The organism is Variovorax sp. GW821-FHT09B01, assembly GCF_059418345.1.
Genome location: NZ_JBWKPQ010000001.1, coordinates 446,623 through 465,043 on the forward strand (window position 1 = coordinate 446,623; position 18,421 = coordinate 465,043).

Here is an 18,421-nt window from a genome sequence, read left to right on the forward strand (position 1 = left end):
GCGGCCTTCGATGGGAGATGCCCGCATGCTCGCGATGACTGAGTCACCCCCGCCCGAACTGGCCCGGCGGGTGCTGCGCGAACAGGTGGCGGCGGTCCATGCGAATGCGCCGGCCGCCTATCTCGCGGACATGCTCACGGCGCAGGCCCTGGGCATCGGCCTGTTCGTGGCCACGTGGCGCTGGCAGGTGCTGCTGTGGATGGCGCTGCACCTGGCATTGACGCTGCGACGCGCCTACCGGCGCTACCGGCGCAGCCTCGATGCGGCCGAGCATCCCGAGTACTGGGCGCGCTTCAATGCGCGCAACGTGCTGCTGCGCTCCTGCGTCTGGGGCCTCGCGCCCTGGCTGTGCGTGCCGCCGGGGCGCAACCTCGGGCTCTGGGTGATGGTCATCGTGATGATGATGGGCGGCTGCGCGGGCGGTGCGCTGTCGCTGGCGGTTCTCAAGCGCAACATCCCGCGCTTCATCGTGCCCAGCATGGCGAGCCTGACCCTGGCGCTGGCCTGGCGCGGCGACACGGTGCACCTGTTCCTGGCCACCGGCTGCCTGCTCTACATGTGCGTGATGATCACCTTCGCGCTGCAGCACCATCGGCTGCTGACGGCCTCGCTGACCATGCGTTTCGAGAAGGAGGCGCTGGCCGAGCAGCTGAGCCACCAGATCGCCGCGACCCAGCGCGCCAGCGAGGAGAAGACGCGCTTTCTCGCCGCGGCGAGCCACGACCTGCGCCAGCCCTTGCATGCGATCGCGCTGTTCGGCGCGGTGATCGAGAAGAAGCTGCAGGGCAGCGAGGAATGGGACCACGCGGTGCGACTGATGGATGCGGTCGGAACGCTCGGCGATTCGCTCGATACCTTGCTGGACATCTCGCGGCTGGATGCCGGCGAGGTGGCACCGCGGATCCGGCCGGTGGAACTCAATCCGCTGTTCCTCGCGCTCAACAACGTGTTCGCGGCGCAGGCGGCCGGCAGGGACCTGCAACTCCGATTGCGCGCCACGCCGTGCTGGGTGCTGAGCGACCCGCAGCTGTTGCAGCGGCTGCTCTCCAATCTGGTGGACAACGCGCTCAAGTACACGCCGCGTGGCGGCGTGGTGGTGGCCGCCCGTGCGCGCGGGCCCCTGGTGTGGATCGACGTCTGCGACACCGGCATCGGCATCTCGCCCGAGCACCTCGGCCGCATCTTCGACGAGTTCTACCAGGTCGACAATCCGGGCCGCGATCGCGCGCAGGGGCTGGGCATCGGCCTGTCGATCGTGCAGCGGCTCTCGCGCCTGCTGGCGCATCCGCTGCAGGTGCATTCGCGCCCGCAGCGTGGCAGCCGCTTCCGCATGGTGCTGCCGGCGGTGTCGGCCTCGGGTGTCGCGCCCTCGATCGCACGCCCCGACGCCGTCCTGCCCTTGCCGCGGCGCGTGCTGCTGATCGACGACGAGGCGCCGATCCGCCAGGCCGTGACCGGGCTGCTGCAGGCGCATCGCGTGGCCATCGACGCGGTGGCCAGCGAGGCCGAGGCCGAGGCCGTGCTGGCGCAGGCCGCGCAGGACGGCTCGCCGGTCGACGTGTTGTTGTGCGACGTGCGCCTGGCCGATGGCGCCGACGGGCTGGCCGTGGCGCAGCGGCTGCGCGCGCGCTTCGGCCCCGGCTTGCAGGTGTTGCTGATCACCGGGGAAACCGCGCCACGACGGCAGCAGCAGATGCACGACGCAGGCCTGCAGGTGCTGCTCAAGCCGGTGGCGGCCGACAGGCTGCTGCAGGCCCTCGCAGCGCTGACGCGACACGGAACGACGCGCGTCCGCAGGCACGCCTGAGCGTCTTTTTTCCGCCGAAAGTCGATGACCTTCGACACTAGATCGCAGGTGTCGCGATCCCTACCGTGGAGGCCTTCTCATCCACTCACTTGAAAGAAGGAAGGCCTCTCATGAACACCCGTCTTGCCGTTTGCCGTGCAGCGCGCACACCCGTCGCGTTGCTGGTCATGAATCTCGTGCTGGTGGCCTGCGGGGGTGGCGGCGGTGGCGGGGGCTTTGCCGGCTTCCCGGTCGCTCCCGCTCCCGCGCCTGCCGCGCAGACACCTCCGCCGGCACCCGCCCCAGCCGCGGCTTCGATCACGACGCAGCCATCGAACACCACCGTGGGCCAGGGCGTGTCCGCCACCTTGAAGGTGCAGGCCGCGCACGCCACGGCCTACCAGTGGCAACGCAGCACCGACGGCGGTGCCCACTGGACCGATGTCGCCGGTGCCACAAGCGACAGCTTCCGCACGGCCGCCAGCCTGCTGGCCGACAGCGGCCAGCAACTGCGCGTGCGGGTGACGGGCGCCAGCGGCAGCGTGACGAGCAGCGCCGCCACGTTGACGGTCAAGCCCTGGGTCGCCACCGTGCTGGCGACGACGGGCGTGAGCTACAGCAGCCCCTATCAGCTCGCACTCGATGCGAGCGGCGCGAAGCTCTACGTGGCCATGGGCGGCAATGGCTCGGTCTATCGGATCGACACCGCCAGCGGCAGCGGTGCCGAGGTGACGCCGGGGACGACGATGAATGCGCCGGTCGGCCTGGCACTGGCGGCCGACGGCACCCTCTACGTGAGCGACCAGCATCGCATCAGCAAGATCGCGCCCAACGCCACGACCGCCAGCACCTGGGTCGGCGGCAGCGCGAGCGGATACGCCGACAGCCCGGCCACCGCGATGTTCAACAACCCCACCGGCATCGCGCTCGACAGCGCGGGCAACCTGTTCGTGGCGGACACGGAGAACAAGCGCGTGCGCAAGGTCGCGGCCGACGGCACCACGAGCACGCTCGCGGGCGACGGCACGCAGGCCTACCTCGACGGCGTCGGCACGGCCGCCCAGTTCGCGCGCCCGCAGGGCCTGGCGCTCAGCCGCGACGGCAAGACGCTCTACGACACCGACACCGACAGTCCCTGCCTGCGCAAGATCGACGTGGCCAGCGCCACCGTGAGCACGCTGCTGGGCGATTGCGCGAACGGCAACGCGGGCGCGGGCGTGGTCGACGGAACGGTGGCCACGCCGGCCAAGCTCGGCTATTCGTACGGCGTGGCGGTGGATGGGCACGACAACGTGTTCCTGACCCACGCCTGGGATGGCGTGGCGCGCGTGGTCACGCCCGCGGGCGAGATCAGCACCCTGCAGGACGGCACCGGCGCGCCGATCGCCTTCAACTTCCCGATCGGCGTGGCGGTGGCCGCCGACGGCACCGTCTACGTGGGCGCGAACCACGGCAACCAGATCCTCAAGCTCACGCTCGCGCCCTGAGCGCGCATGCCCGGTAATGCAACTCGCTCTCGACACGGGGACATTCGTCGAAAAGACGAGGGCGATTCGACGCTCGCCCCTAAGATCGCGGCCTCAGTCATTGGGGAGTAGCTGACCTGCGCAACGCAGGAGCCCGCGTCAACACACTTGGCCTTCGGCCATGGCGCGAGCAGCTTTAGAGCCTGGCAAGACCTTTGACCACGTCACCTCGGTATGGGCCGGGAAGTGGCGTGGTCTTCGCGTCGCTGGCCCAGGGAGTTCTCTTTTCATCATGGAAGCCTTACTCGTATCCACGGGCGTGGTCGCGCTCGGGGAAATGGGCGACAAGACCCAACTGCTCGCGATCATCCTGGCCGCGACCTTTCGCAAACCCTGGCAGATCGTCGCGGGCATCTTCACCGCCACCGTCGTCAACCACGCGGCCGCGGGCGCGCTCGGCGGCTGGGTGGCCCAGGCCATGGGGCCGAACATCCTGCGCTGGGTGATCGGCGCCTCGTTCCTGGCCATGGCCGCGTGGATGCTGATCCCCGACAAGATCGACGACGACGCCGCGAAGACCAAGAGCCGCTTCGGCGCCTTCGGCACCACGGTCATCACCTTCTTCCTCGCGGAGATGGGCGACAAGACGCAGATCGCGACCGTGGCGCTGGCCGCGCGCTATCCCGACGTGGTGCAGGTCGTGATCGGCACCACGCTGGGCATGATGCTGGCCGACGCGCCCGCGGTCTTCCTCGGCGAGAAGATCGCGGCCAAGGTCTCGATGCGGCTGGTGCACGGCGTGGCCGCCGTCATCTTCGGCGTGCTGGGGCTGCTGACACTGTTCAACGTCGGCAACCTGTTCTGAGCCCCGGCGGGCGGCCGCCTACTTGGCGGCGCCCGCCGTGCCCAGGCCCAGCTTGTCGATCACGGCCTTCTCGGTCTTCATGGTGCGCACCGCGTACTGCTTGTAGGCCGCGCTGTCCATGTAGAAGGTCTCCATGTCGAACTTGGCGAGAGACTCCTGGTAGTTGGGCATCTCCATCGCCTTCTTGAAGGCGTCGTGCAGGATCGCGACCACCTTCGGGTTCGCGCCCTTGGGCAGCACCAGGCCGAAGGGCGAGGCCTGCACCATGTCGATGCCCGACTCCTTGAGCGTGGGCGCGTTCGGATACTTCTTCGAGCGCTGCTCGCCCCAGGTCGACAGCAGCCGCAGCTTGCCCTGGTCGACATAGGGGCCCCAGCCCGGCGTGTCGGCGACCGACATCACGTGGCCGCCGAGCACCGCCTGCAGCGATTCGGAGTTGCCCTTGTAGGGCACGTGATTGAACTCCACGCCGGCCTGGATCGCGATCGCTTCCATCGTCAGGTGCAGCGTGGTGAGCGCACCCGGCGTGCCGTAGCTCAGGCGGCCCGGGTTGGCCTTGGCATAGGCGAGGTACTCGCGCATCGACTTGATCGGCGAATCGGCGGGCACCACCAGGCCGAAGGAATAGCCGGCGAGGCCGATCACGTAGCTCAGGTCGTTGGCCGGGTCCCAGTTGAGCTTGGTGGTGTAGGGCAGGCGGAACACCGGCAGCGGCACCTGCGCGAGCGTGTAGCCGTCGGGCGCGGTGGCCTGCATGGTCTGCGCGGGCAGCACGCCGCCCGCGCCGGGCTTGTTCTCGATGATCACCGGCTGGCCGAGGATCTTCGAGGCGTTCTCGGCCAGCACGCGGAAGGGCACGTCGGTCGAGCCGCCGGCGGTGAAGCCGATCAGCACGCGGATCGGCCGCACCGGAAAGGCATCGGACTGCGCGAAGGCGGGAGCGGCGGCGAGGCCGGCGGCCAGCAGCAGGGCGTGCAGCGCACGGCGGGTGAGGGTGGGTTGTTTCATGGCGGGACGTGCGAACGAAGAAAACGGGAAGGGCGGTGCGGCCGCCCCGCGAACGGGACGGGCCGCACCGGCGCCGTCAGGGCGCGGGGCAACCGCCGCGGCTGGCCGAGGAGAACTTGCAGCCGTAGTCGGCGCGCGCCACGGTCGCGGCATCGAGCACCTCGTCGCCGGCCGGCTTCACGCCGTTCTGCTCCCAGTTCGTCATCGCGTCGAAGGCCTGGGTCTGCTCCTCGGTCGTGAAGTCGCAGTGGCTGATGCCGCGGATCGCGCGCTGCACGAGCCACTTCGAGGTGCCCAGCGCATCGGCGCGGCGCTTGTAGATCTGCTCCATGCTGAACGGCACGTAGACGTCGCCCAGCGTGTGGATGGTCACCACCGGCACGTCGATGCGCGCATTGGACTTGGGGAACCAGCGCAGGCCGTCGCGCCGCAGCCGGTTGGCCTCGGGGTCGGCATGCAGCCGGTAGGCACCCTGGTTGAAGGTGACTTCCTCCGGGCTTTGCGCCGGGTCGTTGTCGAGCTGGTAGACGAAGCCGGTGGTGTCGTAGCCGTCGCGGTTGAGGATGCCGTTGATGGTGCCGTCGCGGCCGAAGGTGCCCCACACGGTGGCGTTCATGCTGCCCGCGAAGCCGGCATCGAACATCGGGCGCTCGCCGCCCGTGAGGTTCTTGACGATGGCCTTGTACTTCTCGCCCTGCGCGGTCGTCGCGCTCGGGAATCTCGTGAACAGCGCGGCGCGCACCGTGGGCAGCAGGTCGTTCCAGTTGCTCACGGGCCAGCCGTTGACGGGCAGGCCCGCCAGCTGCTGCGCGGCGATCTGCGAGGCGCCGAAGTAGTTGTAGAGCTCGGTGTCGCCGAGCACGCCGCACATCGGCACCGCGCCGGCATAGCGCACCTTGTGGTTGGCCGTCTCCGTCGCCTCGGCGTCGACCGCGGCCGCGGCCACGTGGCCGCCCAGCGACTGGCCGACGATGTAGGTCTTGCGCGGTGCATCGAGCGTGCGACCGTTCTGCGAGGCGATGCGCTGGAAGGCCAGCGCGAGCGCGTTGGTGTCCTCGACGCCGGCGCGCACGTCGTAGTAGTTCTTGGTGTAGCTCGACGCGGCCCAGGCATAGCCCTGGCCGATCAGGTGCGCGCGGATGGTGGGATCGCTGACGCTCACCACCGGGCCCGTGCCGCCGTAGCCGTGCGCGTACATCACGAGCATGCCGTTCCAGTTCTTCGGCACTTCGACGCGGTAGCCCGCGCCCTCGAGCACGCCCCACCAGCGGTCGGTGTCGGGCGCGCCCGAGATGGCCGCGAACGGCAGCTTGGTCTCGTCGACCGTGAACTGGCGGCTGTCCTGCGCGCGCGTTTCCTCGGGCTCGGGTGCGGCCGGGGGCGGCGGTGCCGGGGGATTGCCGGCGCCCGCGCCGCCTGCACCGGCCTGTTGCGCGGCGATGGCGGCGGCCAGCGCCGCGGCGCTGGCGCCCGACGAATCGCCGCCACCGCCGCCGCAGGCGGCCAGCGTCGCGGCGGCGATGAGCGAGAGAAGGGTGGCGCGGCGGCCCGGATGGCGATGGAACTTCACGAGATGTCTCCTGCGTGTGGGGATGGGTTCCGCGTGAATCTTTTAATTTCGTTCAGCGGAATTAGATTTATGGAACGTTCTTTCGAACGACGGCGAGTATCTTTCCGCTCGCGTTTCTCTCGTATAGGGAATTCCATGAACCGTTTCCAACTGCTGAAAATATAATTCCGTCCAACGAAATTAAATTGAGAGAAACGCATGGGCCGCACCAAGCAGATCGACTTCGAGGAGGGTGCCGACAGCCAGCGCTTCGTGACCGCGCTGGCGCGCGGGCTGGACATCCTGGCCGCCTGGGGCCCCGACGAGAAATGGCTCACCAGCACCGAGCTCGCGCGCCGCACCGGCCTGCCCAAGCCCACGATCGCGCGGCTCGCCTACACCCTCGTCGTGGCGGGCTACCTGCGCCACTCGCGCGAGACCGGCAAGTACGCGCATGGCGACGGCCTGGTCGCGCTCGGCATCACGATGGTGTCGAACCTCAAGCTGCGGCGCATCGCGCGGCCCTACATGCAGGACCTGGCCGACCGCTACGACGCCTCGGTGTCGCTCGGCATCCGCAACGGGCTGTCGATGCTCTACGTGGAGAACTGCCGCTCGAGCGCGCCGCTGTCGCTGGGCCTGGACATCGGTTCGCGGCTGCCCGTGGCGCTGTCCGCGATGGGGCATGCCTACCTCTGCGCGCTCGATGCGAAGGAGCGCGAGCGGCTGCTGGGCGAGATCCGCCTGGCCGACCGCGAGCGCTGGCCGCAGACGCAGCAGGCCATCGAGACCTCGCTCGCCCACTGGCGCGAGCGCGGCTTCACGATGGTCGTGCGCGGCTGGGAGAGCGACATCAGCGGCGTGGGCGCGGCCATCCGGCAGGCCGACGGCAACGTCGTGACCTTCAACGTCGGCGGCTCGGCCAGCCGCTTCGGCCGCGAGCTGCTCGAGCAGGACATCGGCCCGCAGCTTGCGCGCATGGTCAAGGTGCTCGAGTCCTTCGTGCGCGTAGACGACAACTGAGCGGGCGTTGCCCGCGGTGCGCGCTCAGGCGTGCCCGGCCAGTATCCGTTCCGCGTCGCGCCCCGGCGGCAGCCCGAAGGCGCGCGCATATTCGCGGCTGAACTGCGTGGCGCTCTCGTAGCCGACCTCGAAGGCAGCCGAGCTCACGCTCTGGCCATGCGCCACCAGCAGCGTGCGTGCCTGCAGCAGGCGGATGCGCTTCTGGTACTGCACCGGGCTCAGCGAGGTCGCGGCCTTGAAGTGCCGATGGAAGGCCGACGCGCTCATCGAGGCCTGCTGCGCGAGCGCCTCGACGCGCAGCGGCTGCGCGAAGTCGCGCCGGATCCGCTGGATCGCGCGGCTCACGCGCGAGAGCGCGCTGTCGGGCATGGCGATGCCGCGCAGCATCGCGCCCAGCGGTCCCTGCAGCACGCGATAGAGGATCTCGCGCTCGTAGACCGGCGCCAGCGCCGGGATGTCGGCGGGCCGCCGCATCAGCCGCAGCATGCGCACCCAGGCGTCCATCAGGTCCGGCGTGACCGCGGCCACCGAGAAGCCGGCCTCGGGTTTCTGCGCGAGCGCGATCGGCGGCAGGTCGGCGATCAGCGCCGCGATCACCGCCGGCTGCAGGCTCAGGGCCACCGCGAGATAGGGCTCGCCGCCCGGCGCGGGCCGTACCGTTCCGGCCGCGGGCAGTTCGATGGACATCACGAAATAGGTAGCCGGGCCGTAGTGCAGCGTGCGGTCGCCGACGGTCATCGACTTGCCGCCCTGCAGAACCAGGTTGACCATCGGGTCGTAGACCGCGTTGAGCTCGTGCTCGGGAATCTTCCCCTGCACCATGGCCACGCGCGGAATGCCGGTTTCCGTGAGGCGGTTGCGCGCATGCACGGCCAGGTCGCGGAGTTCCGCCAGTTGTTCTTCCATGGGGCGCATCAGATCGCACCGCTGCGTGCATCGCAAGTGCCCGCGTGCCTGCAAGGCAGTTTTGGGCAGGCCCGAGGCAGGAATGGGCAGGCCGCGACGCGGGCCGCCACCTATCGTCGATGCATCACCGATTCAACGAAAGCACGCATGGACATCGTCATCATCACCGGCGCGAGCCGCGGCCTCGGCGCCAGCACGGCCTTGCAGGCCGCCAAACGCGGCATGGGCGTGATCCTCACCTACAACAGCCACGCGGCCGGTGCCGAGGCGCTCGTGCGCACGATCGAGGCCGAGGGCGGCAAGGCCGCGGCTCTCGCGCTCGATGTGGGCCAGGTCGCATCGTTCGCCGGCTTTCGCGACCGGGTTGCGGCAACGCTCGAAGCGACATGGAAGCGCAACAGCTTCGATGCGCTGGTCAACAACGCGGGCTATGGCCTCTTCAACCCGATCGCCACGGTCAGCGAGGCCGAGTTCGACGGCCTGCTCGATGTGCACCTCAAGGGACCGTTCTTCCTGACCCAGGCGCTGCTGCCGCTGATGGCCGATGGCGGCCACATCGTCAACCTCACGAGCGCGACCACGCGCGTCGCGACACCGGGCGTCGCGCCCTATGCCGCCTTCAAGGGCGGGCTGGAAGTGCTCACGCGCTACATGGCCAAGGAGTTCGGTGCGCGCGGCATCCGCGCCAATGCCGTTTCGCCGGGTGCCATCCGCACCGACATGACCAGCGACGCGCTCGACCAGAGTCCCGGCTTCGAGACCCAGCTCGCCGCGCAGACCGCGCTCGGCCGCATCGGCGCGCCCGACGACGTCGGTCGCGTGATCGCGAGTCTGCTGTCCCCCGACAATGCCTGGATCAACGCGCAGACCATCGAGGTGGCCGGCGGCTACAACATCTGAAAAGGCGCTGCCCATGCTCGACCACATCTTCCTGTCCGTCAGCGACGTGCAACGCTCCATCGACTTCTATGCCACCGCGCTCGCGCCACTGGGCATCGCCCATCAGCACGACTACGCGGGCAAGGACGGCCCGCCCGGCCATCCCGACCTGAAGGGCTTCGGCGCCCGGGGCCGCGTGTTCTTCTGGCTGCGGCAAGGCCCGGTGAACGGCGAGGCGGTGCATGTGGGCTTCGTCGCCGCGGGCCATGCCGAAGTCGACGCGGCCCATGCCGCGGCCATGGCCGCCGGCGCCCGCGACAACGGCGCACCCGGGGCCCGCCTGCACTACGACCCGCGCTACTACGCGGCCAACGTGTTCGACCCCGACGGCCACAGCCTCGAGTTCGTCCACAAGAGCTGGCAGCACCCGCCGCGCTAAGGCCGCTACGCCGCGAACAGCGTGGGCCGCAGCGCCCGCGCGGCATCGGCCAGCGCTTCGCGCGTGGCGTCGAAGGGCCAGCGCATGAACTCGTGGATCATGCCGTCGTAGCGCTTCACGCTGACCGGCACGCCGGCCTCGCGCAGGCGTTCGCCATAGGCTTCGCCCTCGTCGCGCAGCGCATCGAACTCGGCCGTGACGATATGGGCCGGCGGCAGTCCGCGCAGGTCCCCGGCCAGCAGCGGCGAGACCAGCGCATGGGTCTTCAGTGCCGCATCGCCGAGGTAGTGGTCCATGAACCAGTGCTGCATCTCGCGGCCGATGTTGCCGTACTGCCCCGCATAGGCCTGGATCGAGGTGTTGATGCGGCGAAAATCGACATCGGGATAGATCAGCAGCTGGTGCGCGATCCGCGGTCCCGCGGCATCGCGCGCCTTCAGCGCGACCACCGCCGCGAGGTTGCCGCCGGCGCTGTCGCCCGCGACCGCGAGCCGATGCCCGTCGGCACCGAGCTGCGCCGCATGCGCGGCCACCCAGGCGGTGGCCGCGAAGGCCGCGTCGACACCGGCCGGGAACTTGTGCTCGGGCGCCAGCGGATAGGCCACCGAGACCACGACCGCCTGCGTCGCCACGGCGAGCGCGCGCGCGAGGCCGTCGTGCGTGTCGAGGTCGCCGAGCACGAAGCCGCCGCCGTGGAAGAACACGATGACCGGCAGCACCTGCTGCGGCGACGGGTGGTAGATGCGCACGTCGAGCGGCCCCACCGCGGTGTCGATGCGCCGGTCGGCGACCGAGGCCACCGGCGCGCCGGGTGGCAGCGCCGCGAGCATGCGGCGCATGCCCTGTCGGATCGCGTCGGGCGCGAGCGTGTGCATGTCGGAGAAGCGGGTGGCGGCGAGGCGATCCAGATGCGCCTGGGCCTGGGGATGAAGCGGCATGTCCTGTCTTCCGGTGGTGAAGGGGACAGCCAATCTACGACTTGAACTTCGGTTCAAGTCAAGCGCTTCTTCGAAGTTTTCTTGCTAACGCACCAGCTCGCGGAAGTTGGCCTTGAACTTCGGGCATTCGACCAGCGAGGCATGTGTGCAAACGGCCGCATGCTTGAGGCTGTCGCGCATGGTCTGCAGCCGCTCGATCTCGTGGTCGAGCTCGGTGGCGCGCTTGGCCATGCTGCGGCGCAGCTCGACGTCCTTGGGCGTGGACGCGAGGAGGCGCCCGATCTGCGCGAGCGAGAAGCCGGCCGACTTCGCGCAGTGGATCAGCGCCAGCCGCGCGACCACCTCGGGCCGGTAGGCGCGCCGCAGGCCGGTGCGGCCCGCGGACTCGATCAGTCCGCGCCGTTCATAGAAGCGCAGCGCCGAAGGCGCCAGGCCGGCGCGCTGCGCGACCTCTGCAATATCGAGCATGGGATGTCTCCATCGTGGATCTCGTCGGCCGGGCCTCAGGCGAATTGCGCGAGGCCATGGCCCACCGACCAATTCTCCTTCGGCGAGTCGACGATGTTCACGAACAGGTCTTCGCCGCGCAGGCCGGGGCTCTCGGCCAGCAGTTCCGCGAGCCGCCGGAACAGCGCCTGCTTCTGCTGCGCGCTGCGCGTGTCGAACACCGTGATCCGGATGTAGACCACGTCGTCGCTGCGCGTCACGCCGTAGGCGTTGCCGTGGCGGAAGTTCGCGGGCTCGTGCTCGCTGAGCGTCATGAAGCGGTTGTCCTCGGACACGCCGAGTGCGTCGCTGAGCGCGCGGCCGAGGCCGTCGAGGATCGCCGCTCGATAGGCCTCGGGCTTGCCGGCACGCAGGAAGACATGGCTGATGGGCATCGTGATTCCTTCAATGGGGTGGTTATGTCGGACGATGCTAGTCATACGAAATTGCTATGGATATTTATATCAACGACAATTTTTCGAAATGATTGCGCGCCCCCTCGATCTCGATGCCGTCCTGGCCTTCATCCGCATCGTCGAGCTCGGCAGCTTCACGCTCGCGGCCGAGGCGTTGCAGACCACGCAGGCCGGCATCAGCCTCAAGCTCAAGCGGCTCGAGGAGCGGCTCGGTTGCCGGCTGGTGGAGCGCACGCCGCGGCACGTGGAGCTGTCGGCCAAGGGCGCGGCCTTTCTCGAGCACGCGCGCGAGCTGCTGGCGGTGCACGACCGCGCGCTCGGCGCCTTCGCGCAGGCGCGGCAGCGGCTCACCATCGGCATCAGCGACCACGTGGCGGGCCCCGAGCTGCCCGCGCTGATCGCGCGCATGAACGCGCAGGACCCGCAGCTGCTGATCGAGATCCGCATCGGCTCCTCGGGCGAGCTGCTGCAGAGCTTCGACCGGCGCGAACTCGACACCGTGATCGTGCGCCTGCATGCGGGCCGCAACGACGGCGAACTGCTGACCGAAGAGCAGTTCGGCTGGTTCGCGGCACCGACCTGGCAGCACCGCGCGGGCGAGCCGCTGCCGCTGGCCACCATGGCCGAGCCCTGCGGCGTGCGCGCGCTGGCTGCGCGGCTGCTCGACGAGGCGCGCGTGCCCTGGACCGAGGTCTTCGTCGGCGGTGGCGTCGCCGCCGTCGCGGCCGCCGTCATGGCCGGCCTCGGCGTGGCCGCGCTGGCGCCGCGCATGCTGCCCTTCGGCGCGGTCGACGTGGGCGCGCGGCTCGGGTTGCCCGAGTTGCCGCGCCTGCCGGTGCTGCTGCACACGCGCGTGGGCGAAGGGCGGCCGCGCGCGGCGCTCGAGGCGCTGTCGGTGGCGTTCCGCAGCGTGGTGCGCGGCTAGTTCAGAGGAAGCCGATCGACAGCCAAGGAACCGCCGCCACCACGATCGTCCCCGCCAGCAGCGCGAGCATGTACCCCACGATCGGCCCGATCCCCGCATCGGGCTGCACGCGCCCGATCGCGCAGGCCGCGTAGTAGCCCACGCCCAGTGGCGGCGCGAACAGGCCCAGGCCCATCGACAGCACCACCACCATCGCGTAGTGCACCTCGTGGATGCCGAGCTGGCGCGCGATCGGAAACAACAGCGGACCGAACAGCACGATCGCCGGGATGCCCTCTAGGACCGAACCCAGGATCACGAAGATCACCAGCGACACGGCCAGGAACATCCCGGCGCCGCCCGGCAGGTTCGCCATCAGCTCGGCGAGCCAGCGCGAGAAGCCCGACTGCGTGAGGCCCCAGGCCATCGCGGTGGCGGTGCCGATGATCAGCAGGATCGCGCCCGACAGCGAAGCGGTGGCCACCAGCATCGGCCCGAGCCGGCGCCAGTCGAACTGCCGGTAGATCGCGATCCCGGCCACCACCGCGTAGACGATGCCGAGGGTCGAGACCTCGGTGGCGGTGGCCACGCCTTCCACCACGGCGGCGCGGATCACGAAGGGCAGGGCGAGCGCGGGCAGCGCCACCAGCGCGAGCCGCAGCACCTGCGACCAGGGTGAGCGCTCGACCCGGCTCAGGTCCTCGTGGCGGCTGCGGAAGTGCACCACCACGCACAGCATCAGCCCGAGGATCACGGCCGGCAGCAGCCCGCCGGTGAACAGCGCCGCGATCGACACGCCAGTGACCGAGCCGATGGTGATCAGCACCAGGCTCGGCGGCACGGTCTCGGTCTGCGCGCCGGTGGCCGCCAGCAGCGCGACCAGCTCGCCGTCGCTGGCGCCACGCTTCTGCATCTCGGGAAACAGCGCCGGCGCAACCGCCGCCATGTCGGCCGCCTTCGATCCCGAGATGCCCGACACCAGGTACATCGCGCCCACCAGCACGTACGAGAGCCCGCCCTTCACGTGGCCGAGCAGGCTCGCGAGGAAGGCCACCATCGCCTTGGCCATGCCGGTCATCTCGATCAGCAGGCCGAGGAACACGAACAGCGGCACCGCGAGCAGGATCAGGTGCGACATGCCCTCGTCCATGCGCCCGACGATCACGGGCAGCGCGGTGTCGGTGGTCAGCGCGAGGTAGCCGAAGGTGCCGAGGCCGAAGGCGAAGGCGATCGGGATGCCGCCGAGCACGCAGGCCAGCACCACGCCGACGAAGAAGACCAGCAGGTTGAGCCGGCCCAGGTCCTCGAACACGGCACGCCCGAAGCCGAAGGCCGCTACCACGATCGCCACCACGCAGACGGCCTTGGTGGTGGTCTTCCAGTCGAAGTCGCGGAACAGCCGCAGCACCGCGAACAGCGCCATCAGCGCCACGCCCGCGGGCAGGGCGGTGGCGCGCCAGGCGTTCGAGATGTCGAGCGCGGGCGTGGTGATGAAGCGTTCCTCCGCGGCGTACTCCCAGGCCGGCCACGCGATCATCGCGAGGAAGGCGAGCGCCGCGCACAGCGCGAGCGCCTCGGCCAGCTGCCGGCGTTCTGGCGCGAGGCCCGACACCAGCGCCGTCATGCGCATGTGCTCGCCGCGCCGCAGCGCGACCACCGCGCCCAGCATCGCCAGCCAGATGAAGAGCATCGAGGCCAGCTCGTCCGACCAGATCAGCGGCTGGTGCAGCACGAAGCGCGCGACCACGCCCGCGAGCAGCACCGCCACGTCGGCCAGCACCAGCGCGCCGGCCGCGACGCTCACCGCGGCGCCGAGCGCCTGCTCGATGCGCGCCGCGAGCGGGTTCGACGCCGCCGAGTCGAAGGTCTGCGCGGGCCCATGGCCGTGCGCGACCGCCAGGCGCTGCGCGCTCATGCCAGCTTGCCCACGCTGCGCTCGAGCAGCGCCCAGGCCTCGTCGCCGTACTTGGCCTTCCACTCGGCGTAGAAGCCGGCCTTGCGCAGCTGGTCGCGGAACGCGGCCGGGTCGGGCTGGTTGATCTGCATGCCCTTGGCGGCCAGCTCCTTCTGCAGCCCGGTGTTGAGCTCGGCCACGTCGGTGCGCTCCTTGAGCGCGGCGGCATTCACGTGCCGCGCGACGATGGTCTGCAGCTCGGGCGGCAGGCGGTCCCAGGCGCGCTTGTTGGCGAGGAACCAGAAGCCGTCCCACATGTGGTTGCTCATCGAGCAGTACTTCTGCACCTCGTAGAGCTTGGCGGTCGAGATGATTGCGAGCGGGTTCTCCTGGCCGTCGACGATCTTGGTCTGCAGCGCCGAATACACCTCGGCGAAGTTGATCGAGGTCGGCGCGGCCTCGAGCGCCTTGAACATCGAGGTCCACAGCGGCGAGACCGGCACGCGCACCTTGAAGCCCTTCAGGTCGGCCGGCGCCGCGATGGGCTTGCTCGAGGACGTGATCTGGCGGAAGCCGTTGTCCCAGATGCGGTCCATCGCGAGGATGTTCGCCTTGGCGATCTGCTGGCGGATGTGGGCGCCGAGCTCGCCGTCCATCGCCTTCCAGACGCTGGCGTAGTCGGGGAACGCGAAGCCCACGCCGCTGATGGAGGCCGCGGGCACCAGGGTGGCGAGGATCAGGCCCGACAGCGTGAAGAACTCGACCCCGCCCGAGCGCAGCTGGCTCAGCATGTCGGTGTCCGAGCCGAGCTGGTTGTTCGGAAAGATCTGGATGTCGACCTGGCCCTGGGTCTCGGCGCGGATCGCATCGGCCATTTCCTTGGCCCGGATGTTCATCGGGTGCGTGACCGGCAGGTTGTTCGCGTACTTGTAGCTGTAGGGCTTCTTCTGCGCGAAGGCGTGGCGCAGCGGCAGGGCCAGCGTGGATGCGGCGGCGGCGGTGCGCAGCACGGTGCGGCGTTGGATGTTCATGGCGCTTGTCTCCTGTTGTGTGGGTTTTCTGGGGATCTGTCGAACGCTGTGGGGGAGGGGATGGAACTTCAGGCGATGGCGACCTCCGCGATCTCTGCGCGCTCGGTCAGCAGCCGGCGGATGTCGTTCTTCGCGACCTTGCCGTAGCCCGACTTGGGCAGCGCGGGCCAGAACAGCACGTGGCGCGGCCAGCGGTATTTGGCGCAGCGGCCGTCGAGGTGGCGCAGGATCTGCTCGGCGTCGATGTCGTCGCGCTCGCACACCAGCACGGCCACGCCGACCTCGCCCCATTTGGCGTCGGGCCAGCCGAGCACCGCGGCCTCGCGCACCGCCGGATGGGTCAGCAGGATCTCCTCGACCTCGCGCGGATAGACGTTGGAGCCGCCCGAGATGTACATGTCGGACTCGCGGCCCGTGATGTAGAGCAGCCCGCGCTCGTCCATGCGTCCGAGGTCGCCGGTGTGGAACCAGCCGCCGCGCAGCGCCTTGGCCGTGGCCTCGGGGTTGTCGAAGTAGCCCGCGAACACGGCGGGGCCGCGGCAGCAGATCTCGCCGACGGCACCGGCCGGCAGGCGCTGCATCTGGGCATCGAGGATCGCGACCTCCATGCCGGTGCGCGGCCGGCCGCAGGAGCCGAGGTTCGCATCGGGATCGGCATCGTCGGCCGAATGCATCGAGGGCGGAAGCACCGTGATGCAGCCGGTGACCTCGCCGAGGCCGAAGTACTGCACCAGCACCGGCCCGAGCTTGTGCAGCGCGCGCTTCTGGTCGGCGCGGTACATGGGCGCGCCGGCATAGACCAGGTAGCGCAGCGAGCCGTGGTCGAAGGCATCGACCGACGGGTCTTCCACCAGCATCTTGACGATGGTGGGCACCGTGAAGAGGTTGCTGACCCGGTGCCGCTCGACCAGCGCCCAGATGGCGGGCGGGTCGAGCCGGTCCGAGGCCGGCAGCACGGTCGCCGCGCCGCGCGCGACATTGAGCAGCGCATGGATGCCCGCGCCGTGCGACAGCGGCGCGACGGCGATCGAGCAGTCGCGCTCGGTGGTGCCGGGGATCAGGTCGGCGAGGTGGTTCGTGACCACGAAGGCGAGTTGCCCATGGGTCAGCACCGCGGCCTTGGGCTTGCCGGTGGTGCCCGAGGTGTAGAAGTACCACAGCGGCGTGTCTTCATCGACCGGTGCCGTGACATTGGGCGCGCCCGCGTGCGCCGCGAGCAGCGCCTCGTAACCCGGCGCATCCTGCGGCGGCACGCCGATCGTCACCACATGACGCAGATGTGCCGAGGCCGCGCGCACGGCATCCACGTGCGCGCCAAAGCAGTCCTCCGCGAGCATCACCGCGGCCCGGCTCGCGCTGCCGAGGTAGGCCACCTCGGGGGGCGTGAGCCGCGCATTCACCGGCACCCAGACCGCGCCCAGGCGGAACGCGGCCCAGCAGCTCTCGAACAGCGCGATGTTGTTGCGCGACTGCACGAGCAGCTTGTCGCCAGGCTGCATGCCGAGCGCGCGCAGCGCATCGACCAGCGCGTCGACGCGTGCGTCGATCTCGCGCCAGGTCCAGGTCCGGTCCTCGAGGATCAGGCCCGGCCGGTCGGGAAACAGCGCCGCGGTCTGCGACAGCAGCACCGAGAGGTTCGCCGCCTGCGCTGCGCTCACACCGCCTCCAGCACGCTGAGGTAGTTGGCGACCGCCGCGCCGCCCATGTTGAAGACGGCGCCGGGCCGGCCCGTGGCCACCTGCATGTCGCCGGCCAGGCCGGTGAGCTGCATCGCCGCCATCACGTGCTGCGACACGCCGGTCGCGCCGATCGGATGGCCGCGCGATTTGAGGCCGCCCGAGGGATTGACCGGCAGCCTGCCGTCCTTGCGCGTCACGCCATCGAGGATCGCGCGCGCACCCTGGCCGTGCGGCGCCAGGCCCATGGCCTCGTACTCGAGCAGCTCGGCGATGGTGAAGCAGTCGTGCGTCTCGACGAAGCCGAGGTCGTCCAGCCCGAGTCCGGCCGCCTCGAGCCCGCGGCGCCATGCAAGCGCCGCGCCCTCGAAGCGCGTGGGATCGCGGCGCGACAGCGGCAGGTATTCGTTGACCTGCGTGCGCGAGCGCCAGCGCACGGCCGGCACGCGGGCCGAGGCCGTCGGCGCGGCCGAGATCACCAGCGCCGCGGCGCCGTCGGAGACCAGCGAGCAATCGGAACGCTTGAGCGGGCCCGCGACCACCGGATTGCGCGCCGACACCTGGCGGCAGAAATCGAAGCCAAGGTCCCGCCGCATGTGTGCGAAGGGGTTGTGCATGCCGTTGGCGTGGTTCTTGGCCGCGATGGCCGCGAGCGCATCGCCCTGGTCGCCGAAGCGCTCGAAGTAGCTGCCCGCGATGCGTCCGAACACGCCGGCGAAGCCCGCGGGCGTGTCGCCTTCCTCCTTCACGTAGGAGCAGCGCAGCAGCGTCTGCGCGACCACCGGGGCGGGCACTGCATTCATGATCTCGAAGCCCACGACCAGCGCATGGCGCACGCGGCCGCTCTGTACCGCGTCGAGCGCGGCCCAGATCGCGGCCGAGCCGGTGGCGCAGGCGTTCTCCATGCGCACGGCCGGCACATGGCGTAACGCCGGCACCGCGAGCGCGACCAGCGAGGCGCTGAAGTCCTGCGGCATGAAGCCGCCGTTGAAGTGGCCGACGAAGACACCGTCGATGTCGGCGGCCTCGAGCCCGGCCGTGTGCAGCGCGGGATTCACCGCATCGCGGATCAGCTGTTCGCTGTCGACCGCGTCGAGCTTGCCGAAGACCGTGTGGCCCCAGCCGGTGATGAAGGCGTTGTCGTGGTTCATGGCG

The 18,421-nt window shown here is 69.9% G+C and carries 17 protein-coding genes and 1 riboswitch; of the genes, 7 read left to right on the plus strand and 10 right to left on the minus strand.

What is annotated here, in order from left to right:
* Window positions 1–34: 34 nt before the first annotated feature.
* The 3 genes from AC07RV_RS01935 to AC07RV_RS01945 all read left to right on the plus strand — a co-directional run bounded on the left by AC07RV_RS01935 (window position 35) and on the right by AC07RV_RS01945 (window position 4,117).
* On the plus strand, window positions 35–1,807 hold the full coding sequence (locus AC07RV_RS01935; protein ID WP_296779783.1) for an ATP-binding response regulator: 1,773 nt from the start codon (window positions 35–37) through the stop codon (window positions 1,805–1,807).
* A gap of 110 nt (window positions 1,808–1,917) precedes the next feature.
* On the plus strand, window positions 1,918–3,273 hold the full coding sequence (locus AC07RV_RS01940; RefSeq protein WP_296779786.1) for a DUF8696 domain-containing protein: 1,356 nt from the start codon (window positions 1,918–1,920) through the stop codon (window positions 3,271–3,273).
* Between the two features lie 90 nt (window positions 3,274–3,363).
* Window positions 3,364–3,534, plus strand: a riboswitch (yybP-ykoY riboswitch).
* Between the two features lie 10 nt (window positions 3,535–3,544).
* Window positions 3,545–4,117, plus strand: coding sequence for a TMEM165/GDT1 family protein (locus AC07RV_RS01945; RefSeq protein ID WP_093345903.1), 573 nt, complete (start codon window positions 3,545–3,547; stop codon window positions 4,115–4,117).
* Between the two features lie 18 nt (window positions 4,118–4,135).
* Here the strand turns inward: AC07RV_RS01945 and AC07RV_RS01950 are convergent, their stop codons facing one another.
* Window positions 4,136–5,125, minus strand: a complete 990-nt coding sequence (locus tag AC07RV_RS01950; RefSeq protein WP_208510258.1) for a tripartite tricarboxylate transporter substrate-binding protein — start codon at window positions 5,123–5,125, stop codon at window positions 4,136–4,138.
* 76 nt (window positions 5,126–5,201) lie between these two features.
* Window positions 5,202–6,695, minus strand: a complete 1,494-nt coding sequence (locus AC07RV_RS01955) for an alpha/beta hydrolase family protein (protein WP_296779791.1) — start codon at window positions 6,693–6,695, stop codon at window positions 5,202–5,204.
* Between the two features lie 198 nt (window positions 6,696–6,893).
* Between AC07RV_RS01955 and AC07RV_RS01960 the strand changes: the two genes are divergently transcribed.
* The gene (locus AC07RV_RS01960) at window positions 6,894–7,697 is read left to right on the plus strand and encodes an IclR family transcriptional regulator (RefSeq protein ID WP_296779795.1); all 804 of its coding nucleotides are present in this window, start codon (window positions 6,894–6,896) and stop codon (window positions 7,695–7,697) included.
* A gap of 24 nt (window positions 7,698–7,721) precedes the next feature.
* On the opposite strand, the gene AC07RV_RS01965 is transcribed toward AC07RV_RS01960, so the two are convergent.
* Complete coding sequence (locus tag AC07RV_RS01965) at window positions 7,722–8,603, minus strand: AraC family transcriptional regulator (protein ID WP_296779798.1); 882 nt, start codon at window positions 8,601–8,603, stop codon at window positions 7,722–7,724.
* Between the two features lie 147 nt (window positions 8,604–8,750).
* Between AC07RV_RS01965 and AC07RV_RS01970 the strand changes: the two genes are divergently transcribed.
* Both AC07RV_RS01970 and AC07RV_RS01975 read left to right on the plus strand, forming a co-directional pair.
* Complete coding sequence (locus AC07RV_RS01970; RefSeq protein ID WP_296779801.1) at window positions 8,751–9,503, plus strand: SDR family NAD(P)-dependent oxidoreductase; 753 nt, start codon at window positions 8,751–8,753, stop codon at window positions 9,501–9,503.
* Between the two features lie 13 nt (window positions 9,504–9,516).
* Window positions 9,517–9,921 (plus strand): VOC family protein, encoded by a 405-nt coding sequence (locus tag AC07RV_RS01975; protein ID WP_296779803.1) that lies wholly within the window; start codon window positions 9,517–9,519, stop codon window positions 9,919–9,921.
* A 5-nt stretch (window positions 9,922–9,926) separates the two neighbouring features.
* On the opposite strand, the gene lipP1 is transcribed toward AC07RV_RS01975, so the two are convergent.
* From lipP1 to AC07RV_RS01990, 3 genes are all read right to left on the minus strand, one after another.
* Window positions 9,927–10,859, minus strand: coding sequence for a LipP1 family hormone-sensitive lipase (lipP1, locus tag AC07RV_RS01980; RefSeq protein WP_296779806.1), 933 nt, complete (start codon window positions 10,857–10,859; stop codon window positions 9,927–9,929).
* An 84-nt stretch (window positions 10,860–10,943) separates the two neighbouring features.
* Window positions 10,944–11,327 carry a MerR family transcriptional regulator gene (locus AC07RV_RS01985; protein ID WP_296779807.1) on the minus strand — a complete coding sequence of 128 codons (384 nt, stop codon included), beginning with the start codon at window positions 11,325–11,327 and terminating at the stop codon, window positions 10,944–10,946.
* Window positions 11,328–11,362: 35 nt separating this feature from the next.
* A complete protein-coding gene (locus AC07RV_RS01990) occupies window positions 11,363–11,740 on the minus strand; it encodes a tautomerase family protein (protein ID WP_203207448.1) in 378 nt (125 codons plus the stop codon).
* A gap of 88 nt (window positions 11,741–11,828) precedes the next feature.
* Here AC07RV_RS01990 and AC07RV_RS01995 point away from each other — a divergent pair, with 88 nt between their 5' ends.
* Window positions 11,829–12,686 (plus strand): LysR family transcriptional regulator, encoded by an 858-nt coding sequence (locus AC07RV_RS01995; RefSeq protein WP_296779811.1) that lies wholly within the window; start codon window positions 11,829–11,831, stop codon window positions 12,684–12,686.
* Between the two features lies 1 nt (window position 12,687).
* Here the strand turns inward: AC07RV_RS01995 and AC07RV_RS02000 are convergent, their stop codons facing one another.
* The 4 genes from AC07RV_RS02000 to AC07RV_RS02015 form a co-directional block, all read right to left on the minus strand.
* The gene (locus tag AC07RV_RS02000; protein WP_296779814.1) at window positions 12,688–14,580 is read right to left on the minus strand and encodes a TRAP transporter large permease; all 1,893 of its coding nucleotides are present in this window, start codon (window positions 14,578–14,580) and stop codon (window positions 12,688–12,690) included.
* Window positions 14,577–15,590 (minus strand): TRAP transporter substrate-binding protein, encoded by a 1,014-nt coding sequence (locus AC07RV_RS02005; protein WP_296779816.1) that lies wholly within the window; start codon window positions 15,588–15,590, stop codon window positions 14,577–14,579. Before AC07RV_RS02005 ends, AC07RV_RS02000 begins: the two co-directional genes overlap by 4 nt.
* A 68-nt stretch (window positions 15,591–15,658) precedes the next feature.
* Complete coding sequence (locus tag AC07RV_RS02010; RefSeq protein ID WP_296779819.1) at window positions 15,659–17,248, minus strand: acyl-CoA synthetase; 1,590 nt, start codon at window positions 17,246–17,248, stop codon at window positions 15,659–15,661.
* Entirely contained in the window at window positions 17,245–18,417 is a 1,173-nt protein-coding gene (locus tag AC07RV_RS02015) for an acetyl-CoA acetyltransferase (protein WP_296779821.1), read from the minus strand. The genes AC07RV_RS02010 and AC07RV_RS02015 overlap by 4 nt, the downstream gene beginning before the upstream one ends.
* Between the last annotated feature and the right edge of the window lie 4 nt (window positions 18,418–18,421).

Coding starts and splice junctions, on each gene's coding strand:
- AC07RV_RS01975 (WP_296779803.1), top strand. CDS start 9,517: ATGCTCGACCACATCTTCCTGTCCGTCAGCGACGTGCAACGCTCCATC.
- AC07RV_RS02015 (WP_296779821.1), bottom strand. CDS start 18,417: ATGAACCACGACAACGCCTTCATCACCGGCTGGGGCCACACGGTCTTC.
- AC07RV_RS01935 (WP_296779783.1), top strand. CDS start 35: ATGACTGAGTCACCCCCGCCCGAACTGGCCCGGCGGGTGCTGCGCGAA.
- AC07RV_RS02000 (WP_296779814.1), bottom strand. CDS start 14,580: ATGAGCGCGCAGCGCCTGGCGGTCGCGCACGGCCATGGGCCCGCGCAG.
- lipP1 (WP_296779806.1), bottom strand. CDS start 10,859: ATGCCGCTTCATCCCCAGGCCCAGGCGCATCTGGATCGCCTCGCCGCC.
- AC07RV_RS01985 (WP_296779807.1), bottom strand. CDS start 11,327: ATGCTCGATATTGCAGAGGTCGCGCAGCGCGCCGGCCTGGCGCCTTCG.
- AC07RV_RS01965 (WP_296779798.1), bottom strand. CDS start 8,603: ATGGAAGAACAACTGGCGGAACTCCGCGACCTGGCCGTGCATGCGCGC.
- AC07RV_RS02005 (WP_296779816.1), bottom strand. CDS start 15,590: ATGAACATCCAACGCCGCACCGTGCTGCGCACCGCCGCCGCCGCATCC.
- AC07RV_RS01950 (WP_208510258.1), bottom strand. CDS start 5,125: ATGAAACAACCCACCCTCACCCGCCGTGCGCTGCACGCCCTGCTGCTG.
- AC07RV_RS01970 (WP_296779801.1), top strand. CDS start 8,751: ATGGACATCGTCATCATCACCGGCGCGAGCCGCGGCCTCGGCGCCAGC.
- AC07RV_RS01990 (WP_203207448.1), bottom strand. CDS start 11,740: ATGCCCATCAGCCATGTCTTCCTGCGTGCCGGCAAGCCCGAGGCCTAT.
- AC07RV_RS01945 (WP_093345903.1), top strand. CDS start 3,545: ATGGAAGCCTTACTCGTATCCACGGGCGTGGTCGCGCTCGGGGAAATG.
- AC07RV_RS01960 (WP_296779795.1), top strand. CDS start 6,894: ATGGGCCGCACCAAGCAGATCGACTTCGAGGAGGGTGCCGACAGCCAG.
- AC07RV_RS01940 (WP_296779786.1), top strand. CDS start 1,918: ATGAACACCCGTCTTGCCGTTTGCCGTGCAGCGCGCACACCCGTCGCG.
- AC07RV_RS01995 (WP_296779811.1), top strand. CDS start 11,829: ATGATTGCGCGCCCCCTCGATCTCGATGCCGTCCTGGCCTTCATCCGC.